Source organism: Aeromonas sp. Marseille-Q5825 (assembly GCF_946892685.1).
GTDB classification, from domain to species: domain Bacteria; phylum Pseudomonadota; class Gammaproteobacteria; order Enterobacterales; family Aeromonadaceae; genus Aeromonas; species Aeromonas rivipollensis.
Genome location: NZ_CAMPOU010000001.1, coordinates 1,313,180 through 1,339,932, shown reverse-complemented (window position 1 = coordinate 1,339,932; position 26,753 = coordinate 1,313,180). Strand labels below are relative to the sequence as shown.

22 protein-coding genes are annotated in these 26,753 nt (G+C 59.7%); 5 read left to right on the top strand and 17 right to left on the bottom strand.

The features are described from left to right. Window positions 1–6: 6 nt before the first annotated feature. The 6 genes from fabD to OC537_RS06140 form a co-directional block, all read right to left on the bottom strand. Window positions 7–942, bottom strand: a complete 936-nt coding sequence (gene fabD, locus OC537_RS06165) for an ACP S-malonyltransferase (RefSeq protein ID WP_234678126.1) — start codon at window positions 940–942, stop codon at window positions 7–9. A gap of 67 nt (window positions 943–1,009) precedes the next feature. Then, complete coding sequence (locus OC537_RS06160) at window positions 1,010–1,969, bottom strand: beta-ketoacyl-ACP synthase III (RefSeq protein WP_005329561.1); 960 nt, start codon at window positions 1,967–1,969, stop codon at window positions 1,010–1,012. Window positions 1,970–1,975: 6 nt separating this feature from the next. Beyond that, a complete protein-coding gene (plsX, locus tag OC537_RS06155; protein WP_262110565.1) occupies window positions 1,976–2,995 on the bottom strand; it encodes a phosphate acyltransferase PlsX in 1,020 nt (339 codons plus the stop codon). Between the two features lie 9 nt (window positions 2,996–3,004). Further along, a complete protein-coding gene (rpmF, locus tag OC537_RS06150; RefSeq protein ID WP_005300935.1) occupies window positions 3,005–3,172 on the bottom strand; it encodes a 50S ribosomal protein L32 in 168 nt (55 codons plus the stop codon). Window positions 3,173–3,192: 20 nt separating this feature from the next. Further along, window positions 3,193–3,714 carry a 23S rRNA accumulation protein YceD gene (gene yceD, locus OC537_RS06145; RefSeq protein WP_025326977.1) on the bottom strand — a complete coding sequence of 174 codons (522 nt, stop codon included), beginning with the start codon at window positions 3,712–3,714 and terminating at the stop codon, window positions 3,193–3,195. 288 nt (window positions 3,715–4,002) lie between these two features. Then, window positions 4,003–4,656: an START domain-containing protein gene (locus OC537_RS06140; protein ID WP_262110325.1), complete on the bottom strand. Its 654-nt coding sequence runs from the start codon at window positions 4,654–4,656 to the stop codon at window positions 4,003–4,005. Between the two features lie 163 nt (window positions 4,657–4,819). Here OC537_RS06140 and OC537_RS06135 point away from each other — a divergent pair, with 163 nt between their 5' ends. Next, the gene (locus tag OC537_RS06135; protein ID WP_262110323.1) at window positions 4,820–5,401 is read left to right on the top strand and encodes a Maf family protein; all 582 of its coding nucleotides are present in this window, start codon (window positions 4,820–4,822) and stop codon (window positions 5,399–5,401) included. Between the two features lie 129 nt (window positions 5,402–5,530). Here OC537_RS06135 and rluC read toward each other — a convergent pair whose 3' ends face one another. Continuing rightward, entirely contained in the window at window positions 5,531–6,475 is a 945-nt protein-coding gene (gene rluC / locus OC537_RS06130) for a 23S rRNA pseudouridine(955/2504/2580) synthase RluC (RefSeq protein WP_202619452.1), read from the bottom strand. Window positions 6,476–6,888: 413 nt separating this feature from the next. Here rluC and rne point away from each other — a divergent pair, with 413 nt between their 5' ends. After that, the gene (gene rne, locus OC537_RS06125; protein WP_262110319.1) at window positions 6,889–10,059 is read left to right on the top strand and encodes a ribonuclease E; all 3,171 of its coding nucleotides are present in this window, start codon (window positions 6,889–6,891) and stop codon (window positions 10,057–10,059) included. 664 nt (window positions 10,060–10,723) lie between these two features. Here the strand turns inward: rne and OC537_RS06120 are convergent. From OC537_RS06120 to apbC, 4 genes are all read right to left on the bottom strand, one after another. Then, window positions 10,724–12,196 carry an inorganic phosphate transporter gene (locus OC537_RS06120; RefSeq protein WP_106886792.1) on the bottom strand — a complete coding sequence of 491 codons (1,473 nt, stop codon included), beginning with the start codon at window positions 12,194–12,196 and terminating at the stop codon, window positions 10,724–10,726. 349 nt (window positions 12,197–12,545) lie between these two features. Further along, entirely contained in the window at window positions 12,546–13,127 is a 582-nt protein-coding gene (gene dcd / locus OC537_RS06115; protein ID WP_025326971.1) for a dCTP deaminase, read from the bottom strand. 63 nt (window positions 13,128–13,190) lie between these two features. Then, window positions 13,191–13,835 (bottom strand): uridine kinase, encoded by a 645-nt coding sequence (gene udk, locus OC537_RS06110; protein WP_025326970.1) that lies wholly within the window; start codon window positions 13,833–13,835, stop codon window positions 13,191–13,193. A 108-nt stretch (window positions 13,836–13,943) separates the two neighbouring features. Next, window positions 13,944–15,026, bottom strand: coding sequence for an iron-sulfur cluster carrier protein ApbC (apbC, locus tag OC537_RS06105; RefSeq protein ID WP_106886793.1), 1,083 nt, complete (start codon window positions 15,024–15,026; stop codon window positions 13,944–13,946). Between the two features lie 185 nt (window positions 15,027–15,211). Between apbC and metG the strand changes: the two genes are divergently transcribed. Beyond that, window positions 15,212–17,245, top strand: a complete 2,034-nt coding sequence (gene metG, locus OC537_RS06100) for a methionine--tRNA ligase (RefSeq protein WP_262110311.1) — start codon at window positions 15,212–15,214, stop codon at window positions 17,243–17,245. Between the two features lie 63 nt (window positions 17,246–17,308). On the opposite strand, the gene OC537_RS06095 is transcribed toward metG, so the two are convergent. Both OC537_RS06095 and OC537_RS06090 read right to left on the bottom strand, forming a co-directional pair. Beyond that, entirely contained in the window at window positions 17,309–18,049 is a 741-nt protein-coding gene (locus tag OC537_RS06095; protein WP_262110309.1) for a CHAD domain-containing protein, read from the bottom strand. Window positions 18,050–18,068: 19 nt separating this feature from the next. Beyond that, entirely contained in the window at window positions 18,069–18,341 is a 273-nt protein-coding gene (locus tag OC537_RS06090; RefSeq protein WP_262110307.1) for an acylphosphatase, read from the bottom strand. 85 nt (window positions 18,342–18,426) lie between these two features. Here OC537_RS06090 and OC537_RS06085 point away from each other — a divergent pair, with 85 nt between their 5' ends. Further along, a complete protein-coding gene (locus OC537_RS06085) occupies window positions 18,427–19,857 on the top strand; it encodes a methyl-accepting chemotaxis protein (RefSeq protein ID WP_106886797.1) in 1,431 nt (476 codons plus the stop codon). Between the two features lie 322 nt (window positions 19,858–20,179). Here OC537_RS06085 and OC537_RS06080 read toward each other — a convergent pair whose 3' ends face one another. Next, window positions 20,180–21,712, bottom strand: coding sequence for a flagellin (locus OC537_RS06080; RefSeq protein ID WP_106886798.1), 1,533 nt, complete (start codon window positions 21,710–21,712; stop codon window positions 20,180–20,182). A 287-nt stretch (window positions 21,713–21,999) separates the two neighbouring features. On the opposite strand from OC537_RS06080, the gene OC537_RS06075 reads away from it, so the two are divergent. After that, window positions 22,000–23,193: a class I SAM-dependent methyltransferase gene (locus OC537_RS06075; RefSeq protein WP_139434534.1), complete on the top strand. Its 1,194-nt coding sequence runs from the start codon at window positions 22,000–22,002 to the stop codon at window positions 23,191–23,193. An 85-nt stretch (window positions 23,194–23,278) separates the two neighbouring features. On the opposite strand, the gene OC537_RS06070 is transcribed toward OC537_RS06075, so the two are convergent. The 3 genes from OC537_RS06070 to OC537_RS06060 all read right to left on the bottom strand — a co-directional run bounded on the left by OC537_RS06070 (window position 23,279) and on the right by OC537_RS06060 (window position 26,630). Then, window positions 23,279–23,680: a hypothetical protein gene (locus OC537_RS06070; protein ID WP_244463656.1), complete on the bottom strand. Its 402-nt coding sequence runs from the start codon at window positions 23,678–23,680 to the stop codon at window positions 23,279–23,281. 131 nt (window positions 23,681–23,811) lie between these two features. Next, window positions 23,812–25,788, bottom strand: coding sequence for an alkyl/aryl-sulfatase (locus OC537_RS06065; RefSeq protein WP_262110299.1), 1,977 nt, complete (start codon window positions 25,786–25,788; stop codon window positions 23,812–23,814). A 197-nt stretch (window positions 25,789–25,985) separates the two neighbouring features. Further along, complete coding sequence (locus OC537_RS06060) at window positions 25,986–26,630, bottom strand: glutathione S-transferase family protein (RefSeq protein WP_262110297.1); 645 nt, start codon at window positions 26,628–26,630, stop codon at window positions 25,986–25,988. Window positions 26,631–26,753: the final 123 nt, after the last annotated feature.

Here is a 26,753-nt window from a genome sequence, read left to right as displayed (position 1 = left end):
TCCTGTTTATTTGACTTGGGCCAGCGCCTGCTCGAAAGAGGCGGCATCGTTGGCGTGAATGCCTTCCACGCGCGGGTCGATGCGCTTGGCCAGCCCGGTCAACACCTTGCCCGGTCCCATCTCGATCTCGAGGGTGACGCCGTCGTTTGCCATCCGCTCTACCGTCTCGGTCCAACGGACCGGGCTGAACAGCTGACGCACCAGGGCTTGCTTGATGGCGGCCGGATCCTGTTCACAGGAGACGTCGACATTATTGATGACTGCGATGGTTGGAACCTTGATCTCGATCCCATCCAGCGCGGCGGCCAGTTTTTCGGCGGCGGGTTTCATCAGGGCGCAGTGGGACGGCACTGAGACCGGCAGCGGCAGTGCACGCTTGGCGCCGGACTCTTTCATCAGCACGTTGGCGCGCTCGACCGCTTCCTTGTGACCGGCGATGACCACCTGGCCCGGGGAGTTGAAGTTGACCGGAGAGACCACCTGGCCTTGCGCCGCTTTCTCGCAGTTGGCGGCGATGGCGTCGTTGTCCAGACCGATGATGGCGGCCATGGCACCTGTGCCTTCCGGCACGGCTTCCTGCATGGCCAGACCACGCAGTTCAACCAGCTTGACCGCATCGGCAAACGCCAGGGCACCGCTGCACACCAGGGCGGAATATTCGCCCAGGCTGTGACCGGCCATGACGGCGGGGGTTGCCCCGCCCTGCTGTTGCCACAGGCGCCACAGGGCAACGGATGCAGTCAGCAGTGCCGGCTGGGTGCGCCAGGTCTTGTTCAGATCCTCGGCGGGACCGTTCAGCACCAAGGCACACAGGTCATAACCCAGCACCTGGCTCGCCTCGGCGAAGGTCTCTTTAATCACGGCGTGTTGCTCGGCGAGTTCCGCCAGCATGCCGACGCTCTGGGAGCCTTGTCCCGGGAAGGCAATGGCAAATCGGGTCATCATTGATTCCTTTAAGGTAAGACGAAATCGGTAAGCGGGCGCCCGAGACTCGCGGCGCCGCTTGGTATCAGAGGCGAACCAGCGCCGAACCCCAGGCAAAACCGCCGCCGAAGGCTTCCAGCAATACTAGCTGGCCCGGTTTGATACGGCCGTCACGTACCCCTTCATCGAAGGCGATGGGCACGGAGGCGGCGGAGGTGTTGCCGTGACGATCCAGGGTCAGGATCACCTTGTCGAGCCCCATGCCAAGTTTCTTGGCGGTGGCGTTGATGATACGGAAGTTGGCTTGATGCGGGACCAGCCAGTCCAGCTCGCTCGGATCTATGTTGGCGGCAGCCAGGGTTTCGGTCACGATCTCGCTCAGGCGCGTCACCGCGACCTTAAAGACATCGTTGCCCTTCATATACATGTAGGCTTCGAGCTCGGCACCCGGCATGCCACGACGAGGCTGCGGCAACTTGAGCAGTTCGCCATAACGGCCGTCGGCATGCAGGTGGGTGGAGAGGATACCCGGGGTCTCGCTTGCCCCGATCACCACGGCACCGGCCCCATCCCCGAACAGTATGATGGTGCCCCTGTCTTCCGGATCGCACATGCGAGAGAGCACGTCGGCACCGACCACCAGGACGTGGCGAGCGGCGCCGGACTTGACGAACTGATCGGCAATGGAGAGCGCATAGGTGAAACCGGCGCAGGCAGCCGCCACGTCAAAGGCCGGGATCCCCGGTACCTCGAGCAGCCCCTGCAGTTCGCAGGCAGCGGCAGGGAAGGCGTTCTCGGCGCTGGTGGTCGCCAGCACTATCATGTCCAGATCGGCAGCGGTCAGGCCCGCGGCATCCAGCGCCCGCAAGGCCGCCTGATGAGACAGGGTGGCGACGCTCTCGTCGCTCCCGGCGATGCGGCGTTCACGGATCCCGGTACGTTCCACGATCCACTCGTCACTGGTTTCAACCATCTGCTCAAGATCGGCGTTGGTACGAACCGAACTCGGCAGATAACTGCCAGTACCCAGAATTTTGCTATGCATAGAGTTTTATAAATCCCTGTCGGAAAAGACAGATTCAAGGCGATCTGCAATTTGCAATGGAAGTTGGTGTTTGGCTTCTTGTGCGGCCAGCAGAATCGCATGACACAGAGCGCGGCGCTCGGCCCGCCCATGGCTTTTTACCACAATGCCGCGCAATCCTAACAGACTCGCGCCATTATACTGGTCGGGGTTCAGATAAGAAAAACGCCGTTTGAACATAAATCCGGCGAGTCGACCAAGAAAACTGCGTTTTTTGCGAGGATATCCGGCCAGTTCGGCCATCATCCGCACCACGCCCTCGGCGGTCTTGAGCGCCACATTGCCGACGAAACCGTCACAGACGATGACGTCGCTGTCACCGCTGAAGATCCTGTCCCCCTCGATGAAACCGACAAAATTGAGCGCGGCGCACTGGCGCAACAACTCGGCGCTGTGGCGTACCAGGTCGTTGCCCTTGATCTCCTCCTCCCCCACGTTGAGCAGCGCCACCCGGGGGGACGCTATCCCCTCGACCTGCTCGGCCACCACTGAGCCCATCACCGCAAATTGCAGCAAGGTGTCCGCATCGCAGCTCACGTTCGCCCCCAGATCCAGCATCACGGTACGCTTGCCGCTCAGTGTCGGCAGCGCCTTGATGAGGGCGGGTCTGTCGACCCCCGGCAGGGATTTGAGCACGCATTTGGCCATGGCCATCAGGGCGCCGGTATTGCCGGCACTGACGCAGGCATCGGCCTCACCGGCTTTCACCAGATTGAGCACAACCCGCATGGAGGAGTCTTTCAGGGTACGCAGCGCCACGATCGGCTTTTCGCCCATGCCCACGACCTGGGATGCATGTAAGAGACGAACGCGGGGATGAGTCAGCAAGCCATGTTGCTGCAACAGAGGTGCGATCAGGTGTTGGTCACCGACCAGAACAAGATTTAGTTGAGGCAGAAGAGACAGTGCCTGCACGGCGGCAGGCACTGTTTCAGAGGGGCCAAAATCTCCCCCCATTATGTCTAGCGCGACAGTTTGCGTAGACAAAGGCAATCCTTAAGCGATTACCTTTTTACCGCGGTAGAAACCATCGGCAGTCACGTGGTGACGACGATGAATTTCGCCACTGGTCTGATCAACAGTCAGGGCTGCAGTGGTCAGCGCATCGTGGGAACGACGCATGCCACGCTTGGCGCGGGTTTTACGGTTCTGTTGTACGGCCATGGTAGGCTAACTCCTAAAATTCACTTACGTTTGAGCTCTTCAAGAACTGCAAAGGGATTCGGCCGCTCATCAGCAGGCTCGATGTCACCCCAAGTCATTTCCATGTTTCCTCTGGGGCAGACATCCATGGGATGCATGGCCACCTGAGGCAACGAGAGGATGAGTTCATCCTCCAGGATTTGATGAAGATCTATCTCGCCGTTTTCGTCCAACTCAATGGGCTCATAAGCTTCCGGCAGCTCTTCCTCGTTTGTTCTCTCGAACAGCGGAGTGTAAATAAAACTAGCTTCACAAAGGTGCTCGAAAGCCTCTCCACAACGCTGGCAAACCAGGTCAACCTTGGCATGGGCAGTGCCTTTCATAACGGTCAACTTCTGGACATCTTTGCCAAACTGCAGAGTGACGTCCACATCACTTCGCAAGCCTTCGGTTGATGCTTCCAGTCTGGGCATCTGCGACTTTTCCACTATCCCGACATAATCGAGTAGCTTCAAGGCATTACGGACTGGATCAACCTTAACGGGCAACTTCACCTTTTGCATAGGGCGCGAATATTATAGGTCCAACAAGGGATAGTCAAAGGAAAAAGTCCTTACCGCCGATGATTTTACCTGCACAAGCCCCTGCATGCAGTAACTTGTGTTCATCGGTGGCCGATTATGCCATAAATAGCGGGATCCCGCACAGGATCCTGTGCGGACATCCCCCTTGGCCAGGATCTCGGGGTCAGTGAGCAATTTATGCCGTTGCACGCCCCTCCCCCATCAAGTGCCCCCGCTCACCGGACACATGGCTTGGCTGTCCGTTCCCGAGAGCCACCATTGCAGGACTCAGGGCGCGGCAGGGCAGCCCCCGCCACCGAGCAACAGCTGTTGAGGCGCGGCTCCGGGTTGGGCCTCCATCAACCGGCGTATGGCCTGAAAGCTGCCCAGCGCCGCCTTGATGGTCATCGGATTGACCAGCCAGCCCGGCAAATGGCTGCCCGGGTTGGTATAGCTTTCGAGCCTGATCAGGGTGCTGCCATCGGGTTGTGGCAACGCCTCCCAGCGACCGGCACTCTCCCGGATCCGGTACAGACCCGGGCGGGGTGCCAGGGCGTCCGGCTCGGCCCATACCTCCAGCACCAGCGCACAGTCGGCCCGCCTGATCAGATGCGAACGGGTGATGAGCTCCCTGTCCTGCACCGGCCAAGGGGACGCCAAGCGGGTGTAAACCAGATCGTCATCCGGGCCGGATTTTGCCAGCAGCCGCACCTCGCGACTGGATGGCAGCCACTCCCGATGGCGCGCGGTGTCTCTCAGCACGGTCAGCAACGCCATGGGATCCGCCTTGACCCGCATCTCCAGGCGCAAGGCAAGGAAGGGGGATGGTGGGCGGGCCTGGGTCCAGAGCTGTACGCCGCCCTCCCCCTTCTCGGGCTGCCACTCCTGCCCCCAGCTCGCGAGGGAGAGCAGCATCAGGGCCAGCACACCGTATCTTGTCATGTCGCACTCCTGCCGCATCAACTGGGGTTACGCCGTTTTCGGGCCGCCAGCATGCATGTTGCTGTAAACCAACGCCGGCGTGCTGGTGTTCGGGGTAGTTTGCGTGAGCATTCTGCCACAGTTAGAATCAACCAATTGATTTATAAATGGATATCATCAACAGATGCACACGCCCCTGATCCTCGCCTCCACTTCCCGTTATCGCAAGGCGCTGCTGGAAAAACTCGGCCTGCCGTTCCAATGTGCCTCCCCCGAGGTCGATGAAGCCCCGCTGGCCGGGGAGTCGGCCGAGGCACTGGTCAGCCGCCTGGCCCATGCCAAGGCGAGCGCCATCGCCCGCCAACATGATCAGGGGTTGATCATAGGCTCGGATCAGGTGTGTGTCTGTGACGGGCGCATCCTCGGCAAGCCGGGCACAGTGGATAACGCGGTGGCGCAGCTGATGATGACCCAGGGCAAGAGCGTCACCTTTTATACCGGCCTGTGCGTACTCAATGTCGCAAACGGCCGGGCCGAGCAGCTCGTGGAACCCTTCACAGTGCATTTTCGCTCCCTGGATGAGGCAGCCCTGCGCCGTTATGTGACGGCTGAGCTGCCCCTCGATTGCGCCGGCAGCTTCAAATGTGAGGGTATGGGGATCATGTTGTTCAAGGGGCTGGAAGGGCGGGATCCCAACGCCCTGATCGGCCTGCCCCTCATCGGTCTGATCGAGCTGCTGGCGCGCCACGGCCTCAATCTGCCTTGAGCCTGAAAAGGCCATAGATACAACAATGGGAGCCTTGGCTCCCATTGTTGTCTTGGTGTTCATCAACTCAGGCGACGACCCGCCCCACCGAATCCATCAGGGTGAAAATGGCGTGTCGGATGCGTTGCATCAGCGTGCCAGCTTGTTCAGGAAGGCATCGAGCTCGGGGGCGAGCGGCGCTTCCACCTGCATCTCGCGATCATCCGCCGGATGGGTGAAGCTCAGCTTCCAGGCGTGCAAGAAGAGGCGCTTGAGCCCCAGGGTCCGCATCTTCTCATCAAAGGCCGCCTCACCGTATTTGTCATCACAGGCGATGGGGTGACCGGCGTGCTGGGTATGAACCCGGATCTGGTGGGTGCGACCTGTGATCGGGCTGCACTCTACCAGGGTGGCTTCGGCAAATTGACGGGCAATCCGGAAACGGGTCTCGGAGGGCTTGCCGTCACTGCTGACCCGCACCACCCGCTCGCCGGATTGCAGATCGTTCTTGCGCAGCGGCGCATTGACCACCTTGACGTGGGACTGCCACTGACCGCGCACCAGCGCCAGGTATTGCTTGCGCATTGTCTTGACCCGCAGCTGCTCGTGCAGGCTGCGCAGGGCACTGCGCTTCTTGGCGACCAGCAGCACGCCGGAAGTGTCGCGGTCGAGTCGGTGCACCAGCTCCAGGAAACGGGCTTCCGGGCGCAGGGCGCGCAGCCCCTCGATGACACCAAAGCTCAAGCCGCTGCCGCCGTGCACCGCCATGCCGGACGGCTTGTTCAGCACTATCATGGCCTCGTCTTCAAACAGGATCTGGCTCTCCAGACGCTGGATGCTGCCGAGGTTGGCAGAGGGCAATTCGTTCTTCTCGGCCACGCGTACGGGGGGCACCCGCACCTCGTCGCCTGCGCAGAGTTTGTATTCCGGTTTGATGCGTTTCTTGTTGACGCGCACCTCTCCTTTGCGAAGGATGCGATAGATCAGGCTCTTGGGGACGCCCTTTAACTGAGTCTTGAGAAAATTGTCGATGCGCTGCCCTTCATGCTCAGCTTCGATGGTGAGCAGCTGCACTTGTTGATGTATCTGTGTCATGGCGCGGATTTTAACACCGCCGGCAGCCCTTGGCTGCATGCTTTGTTAAAAAATGGCGTCTTGCTATAAAAGTGGTTTAAATGGGATAATAAACAAGGTTTTGTCATTGTGTTCAAGCCTTGTACTAAGTGGCCAAAAAGTATGCCACCCAATCCCGAAACACCGTGTATACAAGAACATGACGGTTCCCGGGTGCGAGGTACAACGCATGGAGAACGCAAACAGAACCGATTTAATTGTCTCCACACCGGTATCCTTAATTCATGCCTTCTCGAGAAGGCTGAACCAGAGTGCCCTTAGTTTGCGCCTCATGCATGTCCCAACCGGGAGGTTGCCCAAGCATGCTGAAGACCCGAGGCCGGCACCGGCAGGATCCTGTGGAGGAATCAAAATGACAAAATAATGAGAACTCAATGAAAAGAATGCTAATCAACGCGACTCAGGAAGAGGAGTTGCGCGTAGCGCTGGTTGACGGACAACAGCTCTACGATTTGGATATTGAAAGTCCGGGACACGAGCAGAAGAAAGCGAACATTTACAAGGGTAAAATCACCCGCGTAGAACCCAGTCTTGAAGCTGCTTTTGTTGACTATGGCGCCGAGCGCCACGGTTTCCTGCCGTTAAAGGAAATCGCCCGCAATTATTTCCCCTCCGGTTACTCCTATCAGGGTCGTCCCAACATCAAAGAAGTGGTCCGCGAAGGCCAGGAAGTGATCGTCCAGATTGACAAGGAAGAGCGTGGCACCAAGGGTGCGGCCCTCACCACCTTCATCAGTCTGGCCGGCAGCTACCTGGTGCTGATGCCGAACAACCCCCGTGCTGGCGGCATTTCCCGTCGTATCGAGGGTGACGAGCGGACCGAGTTGAAAGAAGCCCTGAGCGGACTGACAGTGCCAGACGGCATGGGCCTCATCGTGCGTACCGCCGGTGTGGGCAAATCCCCGGAAGAGCTGGAATGGGATCTTAACGTCCTGCTCAACCACTGGGACTCCATCCACAAGGCATCACAGAATCGCTCCGCGCCCGTGCTCATCCACCAGGAGAGCAACGTCATAGTGCGCGCCATTCGTGACTATCTGCGTCGCGATGTGGGCGAGATCCTGATCGACAATCCGGTCATCTTCGAGCGTGCCAAGTCGCACATCGAGCTGGTTCGCCCCGATTTCCTCAATCGAGTGAAGCTGTACAAGGGTGATGTCGCCCTGTTCAACCACTTCCAGATCGAGAGCCAAATCGAGTCTGCCTTCCAGCGTGAAGTGCGCCTGCCCTCCGGCGGCAGCATCGTCATCGATCCGACCGAAGCGCTGACCTCCATCGATATCAACTCCTCCCGCGCCACCAAGGGCGGCGATATCGAAGAGACGGCGCTGCAGACCAACCTGGAAGCAGCCGACGAAATTGCCCGTCAATTGCGTCTGCGCGATCTGGGTGGCCTGATTGTCATCGACTTCATCGACATGACCCCGGTTCGCCATCAGCGCGAAGTGGAAAACCGTCTGCGTGAAGCTGTCCATCAGGACAGGGCTCGCATCCAGCTGGGCCGGATCTCCCGTTTCGGTCTGCTGGAGATGTCTCGCCAGCGTCTGCGTCCCTCCCTCAACGAGTCCAGCAGCCACATCTGCCCCCGTTGCCAGGGTCAGGGTGTCATCCGTGACAATGAATCTCTCGCCCTGTCCATCCTGCGTCTCATCGAAGAAGAGGCCATGAAGGACAACACTGAGCAGGTTCACGGCCAGGTGCCGGTCGATGTTGCCGCCTATCTGCTTAACGAGAAGCGTGCCTCCATCGCCAGTCTGGAACAGCGCAATGATGTCCGTGTTTACATCATTCCGAACCAGCATCTGGAAACCCCGCACTACGAAGTGACCCGCATCCGTCAGAACGAGATCCCGGAAGCGGCCAGCTACGAGTTGAAAACCGAGATTGCCAAGCCGGTCTACCAGCCCAAGCAAGCTCAGGTCATCGAGCGTGAGCAGCCGCTGCTGCAAGGCTTCGTCCAGGCGCCTCAACCGGCTGCCCCTGTTGCCGCCCCGGCCCCCGTCGCAGCACCAGCACCGGTCGTCGCCGAAGCGGGTCTGTTTGGCAAGTTGTTCAAGGCCATCTCCGGTCTGTTCGGCTCAGACGCAGCCCCGGCTGAAGCGAAAGCCGCTGCCGAGAAGCCGGCCGCACAACGGGAAGCGCGCAAGGATGAGGGTCACCGTCATCAACGTGACGAAACCCGCAGCCGTGGCCAGCGTGGTCGTCGCGACGACAACCGCAGCAACCGCAACCCGGCCGACGCCGGCGAGAAGCGTGAAGGCGCAGCCAACCGCGAGGGTGGCGAGAGCCGCAACCGTCGTCCGCGTAAAGAGCGCGAGCCCCGTCAGGAGCGTGAACCCCGTGGTGAAGTGCGCAGCGAACAGCGCATGGAACGTGAGCCCCGCGAAGCACGCAACGAGCCGCGTGCGGACCGCGAACCCCGTGAGCCCCGTCAGGAACGTGAACCCCGCGCCCCGCGCCCGGCTCGCGAACCCCGTGCTCCGCGCGAGCCCCGTGCCGAGGTCGTGGTTGAAGCGGTAGAAACCGTCGAGACTGCCGCCGTCAGCGCCGAGCCGCGTCAGGAAAAAGAGCAGAAAGTGGCCGAGCGCCGCGAACGTCGCCAGCTGCGCAAGCAGGTTCGGGTCGATGTCGCCGCCACCGACACCCCTGCCCTGCCGGTAGACGAGCAGGCCCATGATCTGGTCGAGACTGCGGCCGTGGTCGGTGAGCAAGAGGAGCAGACCGAAGGTCAGCGCCGCTCTCGCCGTACTCCGCGCAGTCAGCGGATCGAAGGCCAGCGTCGCAAGCGCATCAACGAAGATGCCCGTGGCCAGCGTGATGATGAACCTCAGGCCGAAGTGCAACTGACCACAGCCGCTCAGGCGGATGCTGCTCAGGTTAAGGTGGAAGAGCCCGCCGTGCCTGTCATCACCATCCCGAGTGCCGAGGCCGTTGCCGCCGCGCTGCAAGCCTCTGCCGCCCTGACCGAGCACGTGGTCGCCGAAGCCGTGGCCGAAGAGGCCCATGAGCAGGCTCAAGCGGCTGTGGCCGAGGTAGCCGCCCCTGTGGTTGCCGAGGTGGTTGAAGCACCTGTTGCAATCGAAGCGGCTCCTGCCGTCGTCGAGCCGGCCCCGGTAGCCATCGACGCAGCTCCTGTCGCTGCCGAGCCGGTAGCCGAGGTTGTTATCGAGGAAGCTCCGGTCGTGGTCGAGGCCAGCATCGCTGACCAGGCTGTGGTCGAAGCCGCCCCCGTTGTGGTGGAGCCGGCTCCTGCCCCGCAAGCCGAGGAAGTGATTCCTGCCGCCGAGCCTGTCGCCCCTGTGGTTGCACAGCCCGAGCCTGTCGTCGCCCCGGCCACCAAACAGGTTGCCAAAGGCGCTGGCGTACTGGCCCGTGCCCGCAAGGCTTCTGCGCCCATGGCAACGCCGGCAGCAGTGCCCGCCCCGGCCCCCCGTGAGCCGGTTGAGCAGGCCCCGCTGGAGCGTAGCGAAGTCGCGAGCTCAGGCCGCCACGGTGGCAGCACTGCCGCCGTCAATGTAGCAACCAGCCCGGCGGGTCGTCCCTGATCCCCTAGCTTGTCTGGTCTGATAAAAGAGCCACACCTTGTGTGGCTCTTTTTTTTTGTCTGACAGTTGGGTCTGCCCCTCAGTCCCCTGTCCGATCCCCTTCCTCTTCTTCCTCATCTGCAGGGACATAAACGGCATGCCCAAGGCAGACTAGGGAGCCGGCCCTCTCTGCCGGCCTCCCCCTCGTCTCTTGCCCTGCGGCAACCAAGACCCTAGGGACCATGCCTGGGAGCGTCGCCCTTGCTCCCGCCCCCATACAGGCCCTCTTGCTTATCGTGAAAAGCTCAGCCCGTCACGGGACAAACAAGGCGTCCGTAACACGGCCAGGGATCATGGCCAGTCACACCGGCGCTGCGTCATGAGCGGCTGGATTCAAGGAATGAAGGGCGAGAGCTGAAGCCCTGATGAGAGGGTGAGACGATGGCTTAGTAGCCTCTGACCCCTGACAGGCGAGATGGGCTGCGGCCACACACTTCTGCTGACAAGGGGTTTGAATGAGGGAGATGCAGACTGGCAGGGAACTATCAGTGAATGAGCATTCTTGTTTGATGGCATATAAGGCATGTTTCTACCGGTTGTCGCGCATGACTGCTAGCAGCGGCCTGATCCCAGCCATGAAAAAAGGGCCCGCAGGCCCTTTGTCATTGATGTTATGCGTTGGCTGTCAGCCACCAAACAGATTGTTGCTGATCAGGAAGAGTCCACCGGAGAGCAGCATGGTGAGCGGTAGGGTCAGGACCCAGGCCAGCAAGATGGTCTTGATGGTCTGGCTCTGCAGGCCCGATTTGTTCGCCACCATGGTCCCCGCCACCGCGGAAGAGAGGATATGGGTGGTGGATACCGGCATGCCGGTCATGCTGGCTACCCCGATGGAGGCAGCAGCAGTGATCTGGGCGGCAATGCCCTGGCTATAGGTCATGCCGGAAGAGCCTATCTTCTCGCCCACTGTGTAGACGATACGACGCCAGCCCACCATGGTGCCGCAACCCAGCGCCAGCGCGATGGAGACGATGACCCAGGTCGGCGCGTATTCGGCCGTGGCGGTCAGGTCCTTGCGCCATTTGGCGAGATCGGTCAGCTCCTTGGCCGGCAGCGGCAGCTTGGAGACCTTGCGGGCAGTGTCGTCGATACAGAGCAGCAGACGACGCACCTCGCGGCGATCGGTCAGGCTCATCTGCTCGTAGGTACGCACCTGGCCCAGACGGTTGTCCAGGGTGGCCATGGCCTCGAGGGCCTCACCAGCCTCGCAATGAGTCATCAACTCTTCCTGGGCATGGGCAGGAACGCTGAAGTTCACGACAGTGGACACCTGCTCCTGGTTGCGCTGGTAGATCTCCATGATGCGCTGGTTGGCATCCTGGGTTCTGTCCAGATCGTAGGAGCGGCTGTTCATGTCCAGTGCGAAGTAGGCGGGCGCCATGCAGATCAGCACCAGCATCACCAGACCTATGCCCTTCTGGCCATCGTTGGAGCCGTGCACGAAGCTCACCCCCATGGCAGAACAAATCAAGGTCACACGAGCCCAGAACGGCGGATGCTTCTTGCCGTCCACCAGCAGTCGCTCTTCCGGAGTTTTGTGGATCTTGCTGCCAAGCCAGACTCGCTTCATCGCGAACAGCAGCAAGGCGGCAATGATGAAGCCCACGGTGGGAGAGATGATGAGGGAGAGCATGATGTCGATGGCTTTGCCGACGTTGATGCCCTCATTCAGAGGTTGATCGCTGATCAGGGCATAGGCACCGCCTACCCCCAGAATGGAGCCGATCAGCGTGTGAGAGCTGGACGCCGGGATGCCGAAGTACCAGGTTCCCAGGTTCCAGACAATGGCTGAAAACAGCAGGGAGAACACCATGATCAGACCCTGGGTCGAATCCATGCCGAGCAGCAGATCGATGGGCAACAGATGGACAATGGCATAGGCCACCCCCAATCCCCCCATCATGACCCCGGCAAAGTTGAACAGGCCGGAAGCCACTACCGCGGTGTGCGCGGGCATGGCCTTGGTATAGATAACCGTTGCTACCGCGTTGGCGGTATCGTGAAAGCCATTGATGAACTCATAGGCCAGCACAAAAAAAACGGCCAATACCAAACCTATTGACCACCACAAACCCAAACCACTAAACATTTCAAACATAAAAACGAACCTGTTTATGAGTTGCGGCGGATTATGCCAGAAGGCTCGGTGCGCCATACCCGTTGTTGAAATATTTCAGTAAGAAAAAAAAAGGGCTTTCCGTCAGAAAATGTCTTAGGCCCTGCTGGAATGGGACTTGTCATGGATTAATTAAAGCCCGTTTACACCTCATGGGTAGGTGTCAATCAACACCAAGCACCCCTCAACTCACCGCCAAGTTGGCGATTTTACACGCGTTTTACCATCAGGTTCCCACCTCACTGGCCGCCTTACTGCACGCTCCCTCCCCTTCGCAGAAAAGCAAAAGGGTGCCGAAGCACCCTCTATATAAGCAGCATGAAGGCGGACATCAGTCCTGGTTGATGCGGCTGGCCACCGCACCTTGCTGGCTCTTGTACTTGGCGTTTTCCCGCTTGTTGTAGGGGCGGGCCGCGGCGCCGGAGAGCATCTCGAAGTTCAGCGCCCCTATCTTCATCTTGGGGCGCAGCGCCAGCGGCAGTTTGCCGCCGTTGTAGAACTCCAGCACGATGCGACCGGACCAGCCCGGATCGATGCGGTGCGCGGTCACGTGCACCATGAGGCCGAGCCGTGCCAGGGAGGAGCGCCCGTCCAGCCAGCCGACGATGTCCGCAGGCAGGGTCACGGACTCGTAGGTCACCGCCAGCGCCAGTTGACCCGGGTGCAGATAGAAGGCTTCGCCGTCCGGGATGTGGATCTCGTCGCTCATTACCCGATCGATGGCATCGGCCATCTCGCTGCTCGGACCGCTCAGATCGATATAGGGGGCGGTATGATCGCGAAACACGCGAAACTCGTTGCCGAGCAGCACATCGACGCTGACGCCACTGATCCGCTCAACACCGGGCCTCGGCTCAATGACGATCTTGCCTTCATCCAGATGGCGTTCGATATCGGTATCACAAAGACGCATTCGGCGACTCTCCTGACAAAAGTTTCATTTAAAAAAGCCGGGCATCACCCGGCTTGTTTCATATCAACCAATCAACATGTGGCGGATGCGCGCCTTGAGCATGTCGATGGCGATGCGGTTCTTGCCGCCACGGGGCACTATCACGTCTGCATACTGCTTGGACGGGTCGATGAACTGCATGAACATGGGGCGAACCGTCTTCTGATACTGCTTGAGGACGGAGTCCATGGTGCGGCCACGCTCTTGCACATCACGCACCAGACGGCGCAGCAGACAGATGTCCAGCGGGGTATCCATGAAGATGGAGGCATCCATCAGCTCACGCAGACGACTGTCGGTCAGCAGCAGTATGCCTTCCAGAATGATGACCCGGCGCGGCGCGAAGGCGGTGACTTCGCTCAAGCGCGTGTGTTCGGTATAGGAGTACTGGGGGATATTGACGGCATCCCCTTGCACCAGCTGGGTCAGATGCTGCACCAGCAGATCGTGATCCAGGGCATTGGGATGGTCATAGTTGGTCTTGACCCGCTCTTCCATGGTCAGGTGGGTCTGATCACGGTAGTAGCAATCCTCGGTGATCACACCAATCTGACCTGCGCCCAGCTCGGCCACCAGCTCTTCGTAGATGGTTTGAGCGATAAGACTCTTGCCGGATGCGGACGCACCAGCAATACCGATGATCACACACGAATGTTGAGTATCAGACATTGAAAATACCTAAAGAGAAGAGCACTGGGGATTGTTTAAACCGATCCATTATATAAAAAAGGGTGGTTCATGCCCACCCTAAATCTGTTGCAACCGGCCGACAGCCGATTATTCGTCCAGCGCCACCGTGTAGAGCGGGGTCGCAATCGGTTTACCGCTGAAATAGAGCTCGGCCCCCACCCGACGGGCCAGTTTCAGATAGGCCTCGGCCAGTCCTCCTTCCGGTGATCCGAACACGGTGGGACAGCCATCGTCCATGTGCTGGCGGATGTCGATGTGCAGCGGCAACTGACCAAGCAGTGCCACTTGATACTGCTCTGCCATCTTCTTGCCGCCGCCGGTACCGAACAGCGCCTCGTGATGACCGCAGGCACTGCAGACGTGATAACTCATGTTCTCGACGATGCCGAGCACGGGCACATTGACCTTGTTGAACATGGCGATCCCCTTGCGGGCATCCGCCAGCGCCACATCCTGCGGTGTGGTGACGATCAGGGCGGCCGTGGTCGGCACCTGCTGGGCCAGGGTGAGCTGGATGTCCCCTGTGCCTGGGGGCATGTCCACCACCAGGTAATCCACCTCTCCCCAGCGAGTCTCATGGAGGATCTGCGCCAGCGCCTTGCTCGCCATGGGGCCGCGCCAGATGGTGGCATCCTGCTCCGCCACCAGGTAGCCGATGCTGTTGGTCTTGAGACCACAGGCCATGACAGGCTCCATCAACTTGCCATCCAGGCTGTGGGGGCGCTCCTTGAGAGTCCCCATCATGGTCGGGATCGAGGGGCCATAGATGTCCGCATCCAGAATAGCGACCCGCGCCCCCTCCTTTTGCAGGGCCAGCGCCAGGTTGACGGCCGTGGTGGACTTGCCCACCCCACCCTTGCCGGAGGCCACCACCAGGATGTTGCGAATGCCCTGTACCGCCGCCAGTTGCTGGGCGCGAGGCATACTCGCCACCTCGATGTCGCACTGCCAGTCGACGATGGCGGCCCCCGTGGCGGCCCTGATATGGGCATCGAAGGCTTCTTTCATCTGTTCAAACAGGGTCTGGCCGGCAAAGGGCAGCACCAGCTTGATGGTCAGGGTCTGCCCATGCTGCTCGATGGCACGCACAAAACCGGCCGCCACCAGATCCTGGCCCCATCCAGCCGGCTTAAATTCGGCAAGGATCTGTTTTACTGAATCAATCACCATTAACTCCCCATTATGTTGTCGTTATCCTGAGGTGAAGGGTTACCGCACACAAATCAGTGGCTTGCCGACGTTCTCATCATGCCGTCCGCTGCGGGCCTGCGGGCCACAACCCTAGGCAGGCCGCCCCCAATTCGGGTAACATGCTCGGCACTGTATCATCCCAACAGGCACATCAAGAACGTATTATGGCAACTGATCCTCGTAGAATGCTGGTAACCTGCGCCCTCCCCTATGCCAACGGCTCCATCCATCTTGGCCACATGCTGGAACACATCCAGGCCGATATCTGGGTTCGTTATCAGCGAATGCGTGGCCATCAGGTGCATTTCGTCTGTGCCGATGACGCGCACGGTACCCCCATCATGCTCAAGGCGCAGCAGATGGGGATCACTCCCGAGGAGATGATCGCTGCCGTATCACAGGAGCATCAGGGAGATTTTGCCGGCTTCAACATCAGCTTCGACAACTATCACTCGACCCACAGCGACGAGAACCGCGAGCTGGCCGGGCTTATCTATGGCCGCCTCAAAGAGTCCGGCAAGATAAAAATCCGCACCATCTCCCAGCTGTTCGATCCGGAAAAGTCCATGTTCCTGCCGGACCGCTTCGTCAAGGGTACCTGCCCCAAGTGCAAGTCCCCGGAGCAATACGGTGACAACTGCGACGCTTGCGGCGCGACCTACAGCCCGACCGAGCTGATCGATCCGAAATCCGCCGTCTCGGGTGCGACCCCGGTGATGAAGGACTCCGAGCACTTCTTCTTCGATCTGCCGCAGTTTGAAAAATGGCTCTCTGAGTGGGTGCGCGGCTCAGGCGCCATCCAGGAAGAGATGGCCAACAAGATGCAAGAGTGGTTCGAATCCGGCCTGCAGCAGTGGGACATCACCCGCGACGCCCCCTACTTCGGCTTCGAGATCCCGGGCGCCCCGGGCAAGTACTTCTACGTCTGGCTGGATGCCCCCATCGGCTATATGGCGTCCTTCAAGAATCTGTGCGACAAGCGCGGTGACATCGACTTCGACAGCTACTGGAAGGCGGACTCCGAGGCGGAGCTCTATCACTTCATCGGCAAGGACATCGCCTACTTCCACTGCCTGTTCTGGCCGGCCATGCTGGAAGGGGCAGGTTTCCGCAAGCCGACCAAGGTCAACGTGCACGGCTATGTGACCGTCAACGGCGCCAAGATGTCCAAGTCCAAGGGCACCTTCATCAAGGCCTCCACCTACTTGAAGCACCTGGATCCCGAGTGCCTGCGTTACTACTACGCCGCCAAGCTCAACAGCCGCATCGACGATCTGGACTTGAACCTCGAAGACTTCGTCTCCCGGGTCAATGCCGACGTGGTCAACAAGCTGGTCAATCTGGCCTCCCGCAATGCCGGCTTTATCGCCAAGCGTTTCGACGGCAAGCTGGCCGACAGCTGCAGCGAACCCGAGCTCTACGCCGAGTTCGCAAGCGCCCGCGCCTCCATCGCCGATGCCTACGAGGCTCGTGAGTTCAGCCGCGCCATTCGCGAGATCATGGCGCTCGCCGACAAGGCCAACCGCTATGTGGATGACAAGGCTCCCTGGGTCATCGCCAAGCAGGAAGGGGCGGATGCGCAGTTGCAGGACGTCTGTTCCGTCGGCATCAACCTGTTCCGGGTGCTGATGGCCTACTTGAAGCCCGTCATGCCGCACCTGGCCGAGCGCGCCGAAGCCTTCCTGGGTGAGACCCTCTCCTGGGATGGCGTGGCCCAGCCGCTGACTAACCACCAGCTGGCCCCCTTCAAGGCGCTCTTCTCCCGCATCGAGCCCGCCAAGGTGGAAGCCATGGTGGAAGCATCCAAGGAAGATCTGGCCAAGGAGCAGGCGCCAAAAGCGACTGGCCCGCTGGCAGACGACCCCATCAGCGAAACCATCAGCTACGAGGATTTTGCCAAGATTGATCTGCGGGTGGCCCTCATCAAGAAGGCAGAAGCGGTGCCGGAAGCCGAGAAGCTGCTGAAACTTCAGCTCGACATCGGCGGTGAGACCCGTCAGGTGTTCGCCGGCATCAAGTCCGCCTACAACCCGGAAGATCTGGAAGGCAAGCTGACCGTGATGGTGGCCAACCTGGCCCCGCGCAAGATGCGCTTTGGCATGTCCGAAGGCATGGTGCTGGCCGCAGGCCCGGGCGGCAAGGATCTCTGGATCCTGGAGCCCCAGGAAGGCGCCCAGCCAGGCATGCGCGTCAAGTAAGCGCAGCCGATACCCAAATGAAAAGAGAGGCCCAGGGCCTCTCTTTTTTATTCCTCTTTCTCCCTAGCCTTGGCGCTGCAACGCCATCCGCAGACCAACAAGCTCCGCCTGCCGGCAGTCCAGCTGGTGCAACTGGCATCGTATCGCCTCCCGCAGGGCGCGCACTTGCTTGTTCCGCCCCGTCTGGCGACGCAGCCGCCTGTGCCATTGCCGGGCGTCCTGCAACTGACCCAACCTGTCCTGCCACTCGATCAGCATGGAGAGCCAGGCCGGATCGCCCTCCCCCTGCCCCACCAGCAGCTCCACCCCATAACGGGTCTGCTTCAGGACCAGCCGCAGCCTGTGCCAGTGACGCAGCCGCAGTCTGTTGCCGGCAGAGTGCTCCAGCCCGGGCTCGGCCAGACAATCCGCCAGACCAAGCGCCAGATGCATCTGATAAAGCGGCGAGGGATTGAAGTCGGCAGGGACCAGCAACAATCGATCCAGCCAGCGCGCCAGTCGCACCGTCAGCATGGGCACCCGGGGGGCGGCCTCAGGGAGGGGCTTGCCGCCAAAGTGCGCCGCATAGACCTGGGCATCCCGCAGGGCGGAGAGTCTGCCCACCGCGCGCATCAGTCGCCGCTCCAGTCCGGGTTCATGGATCAGGGGACGCCAGAGGGCGAGCAGGGCCAGCAGGCGACGAGTCGCAATCCGGTAGCCATGGACCTCCTCCGATCCCGCCCGCTGGCGCAGGGCCAGGGTGGCGGCCCAGTATTGATCCATGAGACGGCGTGCCTGCTCCAGCCCCTTGCCCTGATCCATCATCTGCCAGCCTCCTGCCTGCTCAGTTGGTATGAAAACCGGAGCCCGTGGGGGGCAATGTCCGGGTGCACTCCATTCGGGTCACCGTGGCCGTTCGGGGCCCGTGTTCCAGCCAGCCCAGCATCATCTGCACCTTCTGCTCAGGGCCGGCGATCAGGATCTCCACAGAGCCATCTTCCAGGTTGTAGGCATGCCCCCTCAGCCCCAGCTGCAGTGCCCGCTCCCGGGTGAAGTAACGAAACCCCACCCCCTGTACCTGGCCCCACACCCGCACGACAAACGATTGCTCTCCCATTTATCACACCTTCCCCTTAAGAAATTTTCCCCCAGGGCGATAATGAGCACGACACTCTCTCCCCCTTGCAGGACGCAATACCATTATGAAAGAAGTTAAATTCCGGTGGGTTGACCGTTATCTCATTCACCTCACGATCAGCGAAAAATTCCTCATCACCTTCTGGTGCCCCTTGTTATTCATCGCCTTTCTCACCTGGTACCTGCTGGCAGACGGCCATGATCAGCAGATGCAGATCCGGCTGGATCAACTCAAGCAACGGGTAGAGACCACGGCCCAGCTGATCACCCAGCAGCCCACCCTCACCCTGCCAGCCGAGCTCACCCTGGCGCCTACCGGCAGCACCGGTCTGACCCAGCAGGGGGATCGCTTTCAATATAGTGCCCAGGCCGGCCAGGCCGGTTTCGTCAGCGGCACCCTGGACGCCGGCAACTTTTCCATGTGGGATGGACAGGGGACGACCCTCACCATCATAGCCGTGCTTGCCGCCCTGCTTGCCCTCATCACCCACTATCTGATGACTTTCGTCTCGGGGGCCCTCTACTCCACCAACAAGGCGCTGCAGACGGTGGCGAACGGGGATCTCACCTTCCGCCTCAACTTCTTCCCGGTGCGGGACGAGTTCTCCATCCTCGCTGGCAGCATAGACAGATTCACCGATCGCCAGCACAAGATAGTGCAACTGGTGGAGGAGTCCGCCGAGGCGCTCACCATGGCCGCCGACGAGTTCCGCGAGCACGCCAGTGACGGAGAGACCCTGGCCCGCGCCCAGCGCCAGCACATGGACTCCCTGGCCGCTGCCATGGAGCAGATGTCTGCGGCGATCCGCGAAGTGGCCCGCAACGCCAACGACACCCTGCTGCAGACCCGCCAATCCAGCGAAGAGGCGGCCAACGGCGCCCAGCGGGTGGCTCGCACCATTGCCGCCATCCGTACCCTGGCAGACGAGATAGGCAACGCCTCCGGCGCCGTCGAGCGGCTGACCCACAATGCCAACCGCATCAACGAGGTGGTCAACGTCATCAACGCCATCTCCCAGCAGACCAACCTGCTGGCGCTCAACGCTGCCATCGAGGCCGCCCGGGCCGGCGAGCAGGGCCGCGGCTTTGCCGTGGTGGCCGATGAGGTACGCACCCTCGCCAGCCGCACCCAGCAGGCCACTGTGGAGATCCAGCAGATGATTGAAGAGCTGCAGGCCGGCACAGGGGCGCTTAACGACATCATGGAGAAGACGGTCGGGCGCGCCGCCAGCAGCCAGCAGCTCATCACCGAGGTGGGCCAGGACATCGACAAGCTGAGCAGCCACAGCGACGCCGTGCTGGAGATGAGCACCCAGATCGCCACCTCCAGCGAAGAGCAGAGCTCGGTAGCAGAAGAGATCACCCGCAACCTGGATCAGGTGCGCCACGAGGCCAGCCGGGTGGAAGAGTCCGCCAGCGCCTCGGTGGCTGGCACCACTGGCCTCAAGGCCACCGCCACCGAACTCGGCCAGGCCATGACGGGCCTGCGGATCTGAACGCTCTGAGTTAGGATAGGCCTGCATTCTTTTAACTTGCCCTGAGTCACTCAAATTCCCCGATGTTCCGCATCGGGGAATTTTTTAGCTCCTGCAGCAACCCCAATCCCCAGTATTTTGTTCAACCGCTCGGCCGAGCGTCTTCAGACGCCTTAGTCGTGAATCTTTGGAGATCTTGATCGTGGCTGACCACCTGACTAAGCCCACGTTTTGGATATCGCCTCTCACCAAACGTTACACTAAGGTCACTGTGCCGCGATCAGGCTCACAACCAGAGCAATACCAATGAAGTTAGGGTATTACAGCTTTTTAATCGGCTGAATCAGGACTGCAACAAACTCAGCGCCAATTTGGGGCGGCTATTGGCCTGACTCAATATGCTGGTACTGGCCTGTTGCATGATTCGAGTCCGAACCATGCGCGCAGACTCACTCGCCATGTCGGCATCCCGGATCCGTGAGCGAGCAGCACTCAGGCTTTCATTGCTCGTGCTCAAATAACGCCCCCTCGCCTCCAGTGAGTTGGCCTGAGCCCCAATCTGGGAGCGCTGTGCACCGAGCTGCTTCATCCCTGCATCCAGTGTCCTGATGGCGCGACTGGCGTTGCTCCCGTTCAGTACGTCTATGTTGTCGACCGTATATTTCTGCTTATCTTGAAGGAAAAAGCCGAGGGAGCCCAAGGTGTTACCTTCCATATCAATATTGGAATACTGAGTACCCGATGAGCTGAGCTCAAGTTGTCCAATATAAGTCGTGCTGCTCACATCCGTGAGCAAGGCTGAGAGTGACGGGTTGGCGGAGATAGGTGGAACTGGGGGGGCTGGAGGCGCTGGCTGGGGTGGCTGGGGTGGATGAGTGGTGCCATTTGCCAGGGTAAGACTCCTCCCCTGAGAGCTATTGATGGTGAGCTGATTGTTGGCAGGGTTGTTGTTATATGAACCACTGACGGAGAAACCAAGACCGGCAGATTGTGCAGCCAGGTTGATCCGATGAACGACCTCCGCCATCAGCCAACTATTCTCCGATGTCGGGTTCACAGGATCCCAGCCCGTCATGTCGATGCCGGTTGTCAAATCCACTGTCTGTCCTTCGATATCGATATAGGAAGGAAGAGTGGACAGATCGATGAACGACCTTACTGAAAATGGATGCTGTAGAGCCTCCACCGGGCCCTGATTATTGGGGAAGCTGGTGCTATTGATGTCGGAGACAAAAGCTTCTAGCGTTGGATAGTTCTTGTCAAACGTCACGCCATTGAGCGTGATAGGTTGTGTACCAAGCTGTAAACCATCAATGCTGTGAGCGCCGGGTTTGCTGCTGGCTGGGCTGCGGGACTGCCAGACCACCTCGCCCAGATTTTTGGTCTGTGCATTCAAATCCGTGATGACCATACTTTGGTCAGCGTAAGCCCCGATAGAAAATATCCCTTTATATGTCCCGGCCAATAGATTCTGCCCGGCAAAGGTCGTCTTGGTCGCGATGCGATCCATTTCCAGACGCATCTGCTGGAATTCAGCATTGAGTGCGGCACGGTCATCCGCCGAATTGATGCCACTGCCAGCTTGCAGAGCAAGCGTCCGCATACGCTGCATGAGATTCATCGATTCATCCATTGCTCCATCGGCCACATTGATCACGGAGATGGCATCGTTGACATTGCGAATAGCCCCATTGGTACCATTGATTTCGCTTGTCAGACGATTGCTAATCTGAAGTCCCGCCGCATCATCTGCTGCACTGTTGATACGCAGACCCGAGGATAAACGCTTAAATACAGAGTCAAAAGTACCCGATGCACCACCGAGATTGCGCTGTGCCGTCATCGCAGAAACATTGGTACGAACAGAGAGTGACATTATGTGCCCACCGGAGAAGATAAGATTCAATTTGGTCTTTAAACACTATCGACATCACCATATGAATCTTTATGAAAAACTGACTGACAAGATGAAAAATATTAATAATTTCAGCGTTCCCAAGCACAATGGCCGGCATTGCCACCCTTGCTGGCACCTTGAACGATTCCTTACGCATCTCCCTTGCTATTGACCCCGGATTGTTAACCCTGCAAGCAAACTCTGGCTTAGCGAGGCCGTTGCACATAGAATGTGGCCCCTTTTCTTTCGACCATCTGGCAACTCCCATGAGCGCTTCCATCTATCTCGTCAAAGGCCGCGAAAAATCCCTGCTGCGCCGTCACCCCTGGATCTTCTCCAAAGGGATCGACAAGGTGCAGGGCAACCCCATCGATGGCGATACCGTCGAGATCTACTCAAACGATGGCAAGTGGCTCGCCCGGGGCGCCTGGTCAGGCAGCTCCCAGATCCGTGCCCGGGTCTGGACCTTCGACAAGGATGAAACCGTCGATCTCGACTTCTTCATCCGTCGCCTCAAGTATGCCCAGGAGTCCCGGGACCCGCTGATCAAGCGTCAGGGCCTCACCGGCTATCGCCTCTGCGCCGCCGAATCCGACGGCCTGCCGGGCCTGACCATAGACCGTTACGCCAACTTCCTGGTGTGCCAAATTCTGTCTGCCGGGGCCGAGTTCCAGCGCGAGCTGATAACCCAGGCCCTGCGTACCCTCTACCCCGAGTGCAGCATCTATGAGCGCTCCGACGTGGCGGTACGCAAGAAGGAGGGGCTCAAAGAGCGCACCGGCGTCATCCATGGCGAGACCCCGACCGAGCCTGTGGTGATCGAGGAGAACGGCGGCGTCAAGATCCTGGTGGACATTCGCAACGGCCACAAGACCGGCTTCTATCTGGATCAGCGTGACAACCGCCAGGCCGCCGCCAAGTACACCGAAGGCAAGCGGGTGCTCAACTGCTTCTGCTACACCGGCGGTTTTGGCGTCTACGCCCTCAAGGGCGGCGCCCGTGAGGTGGTCAACGTCGATCTCTCCCAGAATGCCCTGGACATAGCCCGCCAGAACGCCGAGCTCAATGGTCTGGATACCAGCACCACCCAGTTCGTGCGCCACGACGTGTTCAAGCTGCTGCGGGAATACCGCGAGAAGGGCGAGAAGTTCGATGTCATCGTGCTGGATCCGCCCAAGTTTGCCGAGAGCAAGGCCCAGCTGCTGGGTGCCTGCCGCGGCTACAAGGACATCAACATGCTGGCGTTCCAGCTGCTGGCGCCGGGTGGTGTGCTCTTGACCTACTCCTGCTCCGGCCTGATGGAGCAGAGCCTGTTCCAGAAGATAGTGGCCGATGCGGCCCTCGATGCCGGTCGCGATGCCCAGATCCTGGAGCTGCTCTCCCAGGCTTCCGATCACCCCATTGGCACCGCCTACCCGGAAGGCTTCTACCTCAAGGGGCTGGTGGTGCGCGCCCGCTGATCCTGGCGACGACACCAATCTGCATTGCATGAATGTCGCCAATAAAAAGGCCGCCCAACGGGCGGCCTTTTCGTTATCGGTTGTATCAACGACGGGCGATCTCCCTTGCAAGGGCCTGGTCCAGCCGTTGCAACAAGACACCACCAGCATCCTCATCGATCCGCATCACTCCCAACGCCACGGCGTCGCTCGCCGAGAGACGTCCCGCCAGCAAGGCATCAATGGCAGCCTCGCTCAGCAGCACCACCCTGTCACCCTCGACGGGCCCCTGAGTGTGACTCTGCAACAACAGTGTCTGTTTGCCCCTCAACCTGGACCAGAGCCCTGAATCCACCAGCAGAATGGACACATTGCCCGGAATACCAGTCGTTTTCAGACTCGCTCTCAGTTGATTGAGCCACTGGTAGCTGCGGGAAAACCCCTCCTTGCCCATGATGGCGGGGATGGGGTTCAGCTTGTCCGTCGAGATGGCTGCCGAGGTCGCCATTGCGATGTCCAACGAGCCTGGCCAACTGAGCTGGAAGGGATTATCCCAGGCCATGTCGTAGCCGCAAGCCCTGGTCGTGGGGGAAGCCCCCAGGACCAGGGCGCAGAGCAGGAGTCGAGCCAATGGCTTGATCATGGGGTAACGATGTTGAACCAGAACTCGAAGTTGTCCAGATAGCTGAGCACTTCCTTGAGTTTATCGGCATTGCCGTTGATCTTGATGTCCCCTGCAGCCACCGCCTGTTCGAAGGTGGTCTGCTTGAGCAGCAGGTTATTGAGCACATCGCGCGAGAGCGTGATGGTCGCATCGGCCTTCTCGTCCTGGGCATTGGCGGTGTTGTTGAGCACACCATTTTCCAGCTCGATCTTGTACTTCCCTCCTTGATCACCGAAGTCGAAGTTCAGCATTGCATGGGCATTGCCCGCCTTTTCACTGTTCAGACGCACTGCCAGGTAGTCAAAGAACATATCCAGTGACATGGCACGCACCGTATCCGGGCTGGCGGTATTCGGGGTAGCCAGCTTTGTGACACCCCCGCGTAGCTCCTTGGCTCCAGTCAGGTAGAAGTTGCGCCACGGGCCGGATTCGGCCTGATAACCCATTTGTTCGAGGGCATCGGCTTCCAGGGCGCGAGCCGCCTGGTTATCCGGATCGGCAAACACCACTTTGCTCACGACCTGAGCCACCCAGCGATAATTGCCTTGAGCAAAATCCTCTTTCGCTTTTTTCAGGATATTGTCGGCTCCCCCCATGTAATCGACATACTTCTTGGCGGCCTCCACCGGCGGCAGCTCATCCAGGGTGGCCGGGTTACCGTCAAACCAGCCCAGATAGAGCACATAGGTCGCCTTGACGTTGTGGCTGATGGAGCCATAGTAGCCCCGGCTTGACCAGGTGTTGGCCAGGTTGTCCGGCAGCTTGAACTTGGCGGCGATTTCGTCACGGGTATAGCCGTGGTTGATCATTCGCAGGGTTTCATCGTTGATATAGCGATAGAGGTCGCGCTGGGACTTGAGCAGTGTCGTGACCTCCTCGTTCCCCCAGGTAGGCCAGTGGTGCTGGGCGAAGATCACCTCAGCCTTGTCGCCCCACATGGTCAGAGCCTGATTCAGATACTTGGACCAGGGCAGCGGCTCGCGGATCTTGGCGCCACGCAGGGAGTAGGTGTTATGCAGGGTATGGGTGGCATCTTCGGCCGCAGAGATGGCCTTCTTCTCTTCGATGTACCAGAGCATCTCGGCTGGCGCTTCGGAGCCCGGTGCCATCATGAATTCATAGGTCAGGCCATCGATACTCTCTTTCTGACCCGTCTTGGTGATGTAATTCGTTGGCGCAATCAGGGTCACGGTACCGGCGGACGTGGTGGTACCAAGCCCGGCCCCCACCTGCCCCTTGGCATCAGGCGGCAGCAGGTTGCCATACATGTAGCTGGCGCGGCGACTCATGGCGTTGCCTGCCATGATGTTTTCGGCTACGGCCGCCTCCATGAAGCCCTCGGGGGCATAGACCTTGACCTTGCCGGACTTGACGTCCTCTTCATTGACTACCCCTTTGACGCCGCCATAGTGGTCGACGTGGCTGTGGGTGTAGATCACGGCCTTGACCGGTTTGTTGCCGCGATGCTTGTAGTAGAGATCCAGACCAATTTTGGCTGTCTCCGCCGAAATCAAGGGATCCACTATGGTGATGCCATCCTTGCCTTCGATGATGGTCATGTTGGACAGATCGAGGTTGCGCACCTGGTAAATGCCATCCGTGACCTCAAACAGACCACTGATGTTGATCAACTGCGACTGGCGCCAGAGGCTGGGGTTGACGCTATCGGGTGCTTTGTCCCCCTCCTTGATGAAAGCGTATTTGGTCGGATCCCAGATCACATTGCCTTGCTCGCCCTTGATCACTGCATCTGGTAGCGCGGCGATAAAGCCTTTGTGGGCATTGGTGAAATCTGTCTTGTTGGCGAAAGGGAGCTGCTTGTAGAGGGCATCATTGGCCGCTTTGGTCGCTGTCGTCGCCTCTTTGGGGCTCTCTTGAGCAAAGCCTGGCATGGCCACGGTGACGAGCATACCCGCCAATGCAACACTCTTGGCAATCTGGGTCAGTCTCATGCATGAATCCTCAATTGATTAACCTGTTTGTTGATCGTACCAATACGAGTTGGTAACGAAATGATAACTGCTCAACCAATATAGTGGACTGGAATCGAATGACAACCCTTTGTTTCCGTTAACTTATCGTTGAATCAATCAATGGGCGTACCCCTGTGATCACGCCGGCCCCACGTCGCCCATGAGCAAGGCTCATCTCAGTCACGGGGCGGTGCCCCCAGGGGGAAGTAGTGGCGATAGGGCCGTGCCTCATCCACCACCCGGACTATGGAGGGGTGGCCCAGCAGACGGGCGCGGTAGGCACACAGCCTGGTGAGTGAGTGCGGGATTTCATGGGCCCAGTCGGCATAGAAGAGCGAGGGGGCGGCGGCGCAATCGGCCAGGGTGAACGCCTCCCCTGCCGCCCAGGTGCGTCCGGCGAGGCGCTGGTCCAGCCAGGGGTAGATCTTGTCCAGCAGCTCCCGGGCCTGGGCGACGCCGTAGCCATCGTGATCCCCCGCCGGGCGCATCCTGTCCAGCACCACCTTCTGCATGGGCGTCATCACATAGTTGTCGAACAGGCGATCGAGCATGTGAACCTCGATCCCCGCCTCCCTCTCAGGCACCAGACAATGGGGGCCGGGATGCGCCCATTGGAGATATTCGATGATGGTACTGCTCTCTATCAGGGTGCGCCCCTGATCCACCAGCACAGGAAAGCGCTTGAGGGGCCAGAGGCTGGCGAGTTCGGCCTTCACCGTTGCCGCCTCCAGGTTGAGGTAATCGAAGGGGACGTCATTCTCGTAGAGGGCGATCAGTACCTTCTGGCTGTAGGACGAAAAGGGATGGGCATAGAGTTTCATCGGGATCACTCCTTGTGTGGGTGGCACCCTGCCAGTCTATTCCCATCTGGCCTCCTTTGCCGCCGGGGCCACCCACAGTCCCGATAAGGCTGGAGTCCCCTGGCCCTCTTGCCGTCAATGGGG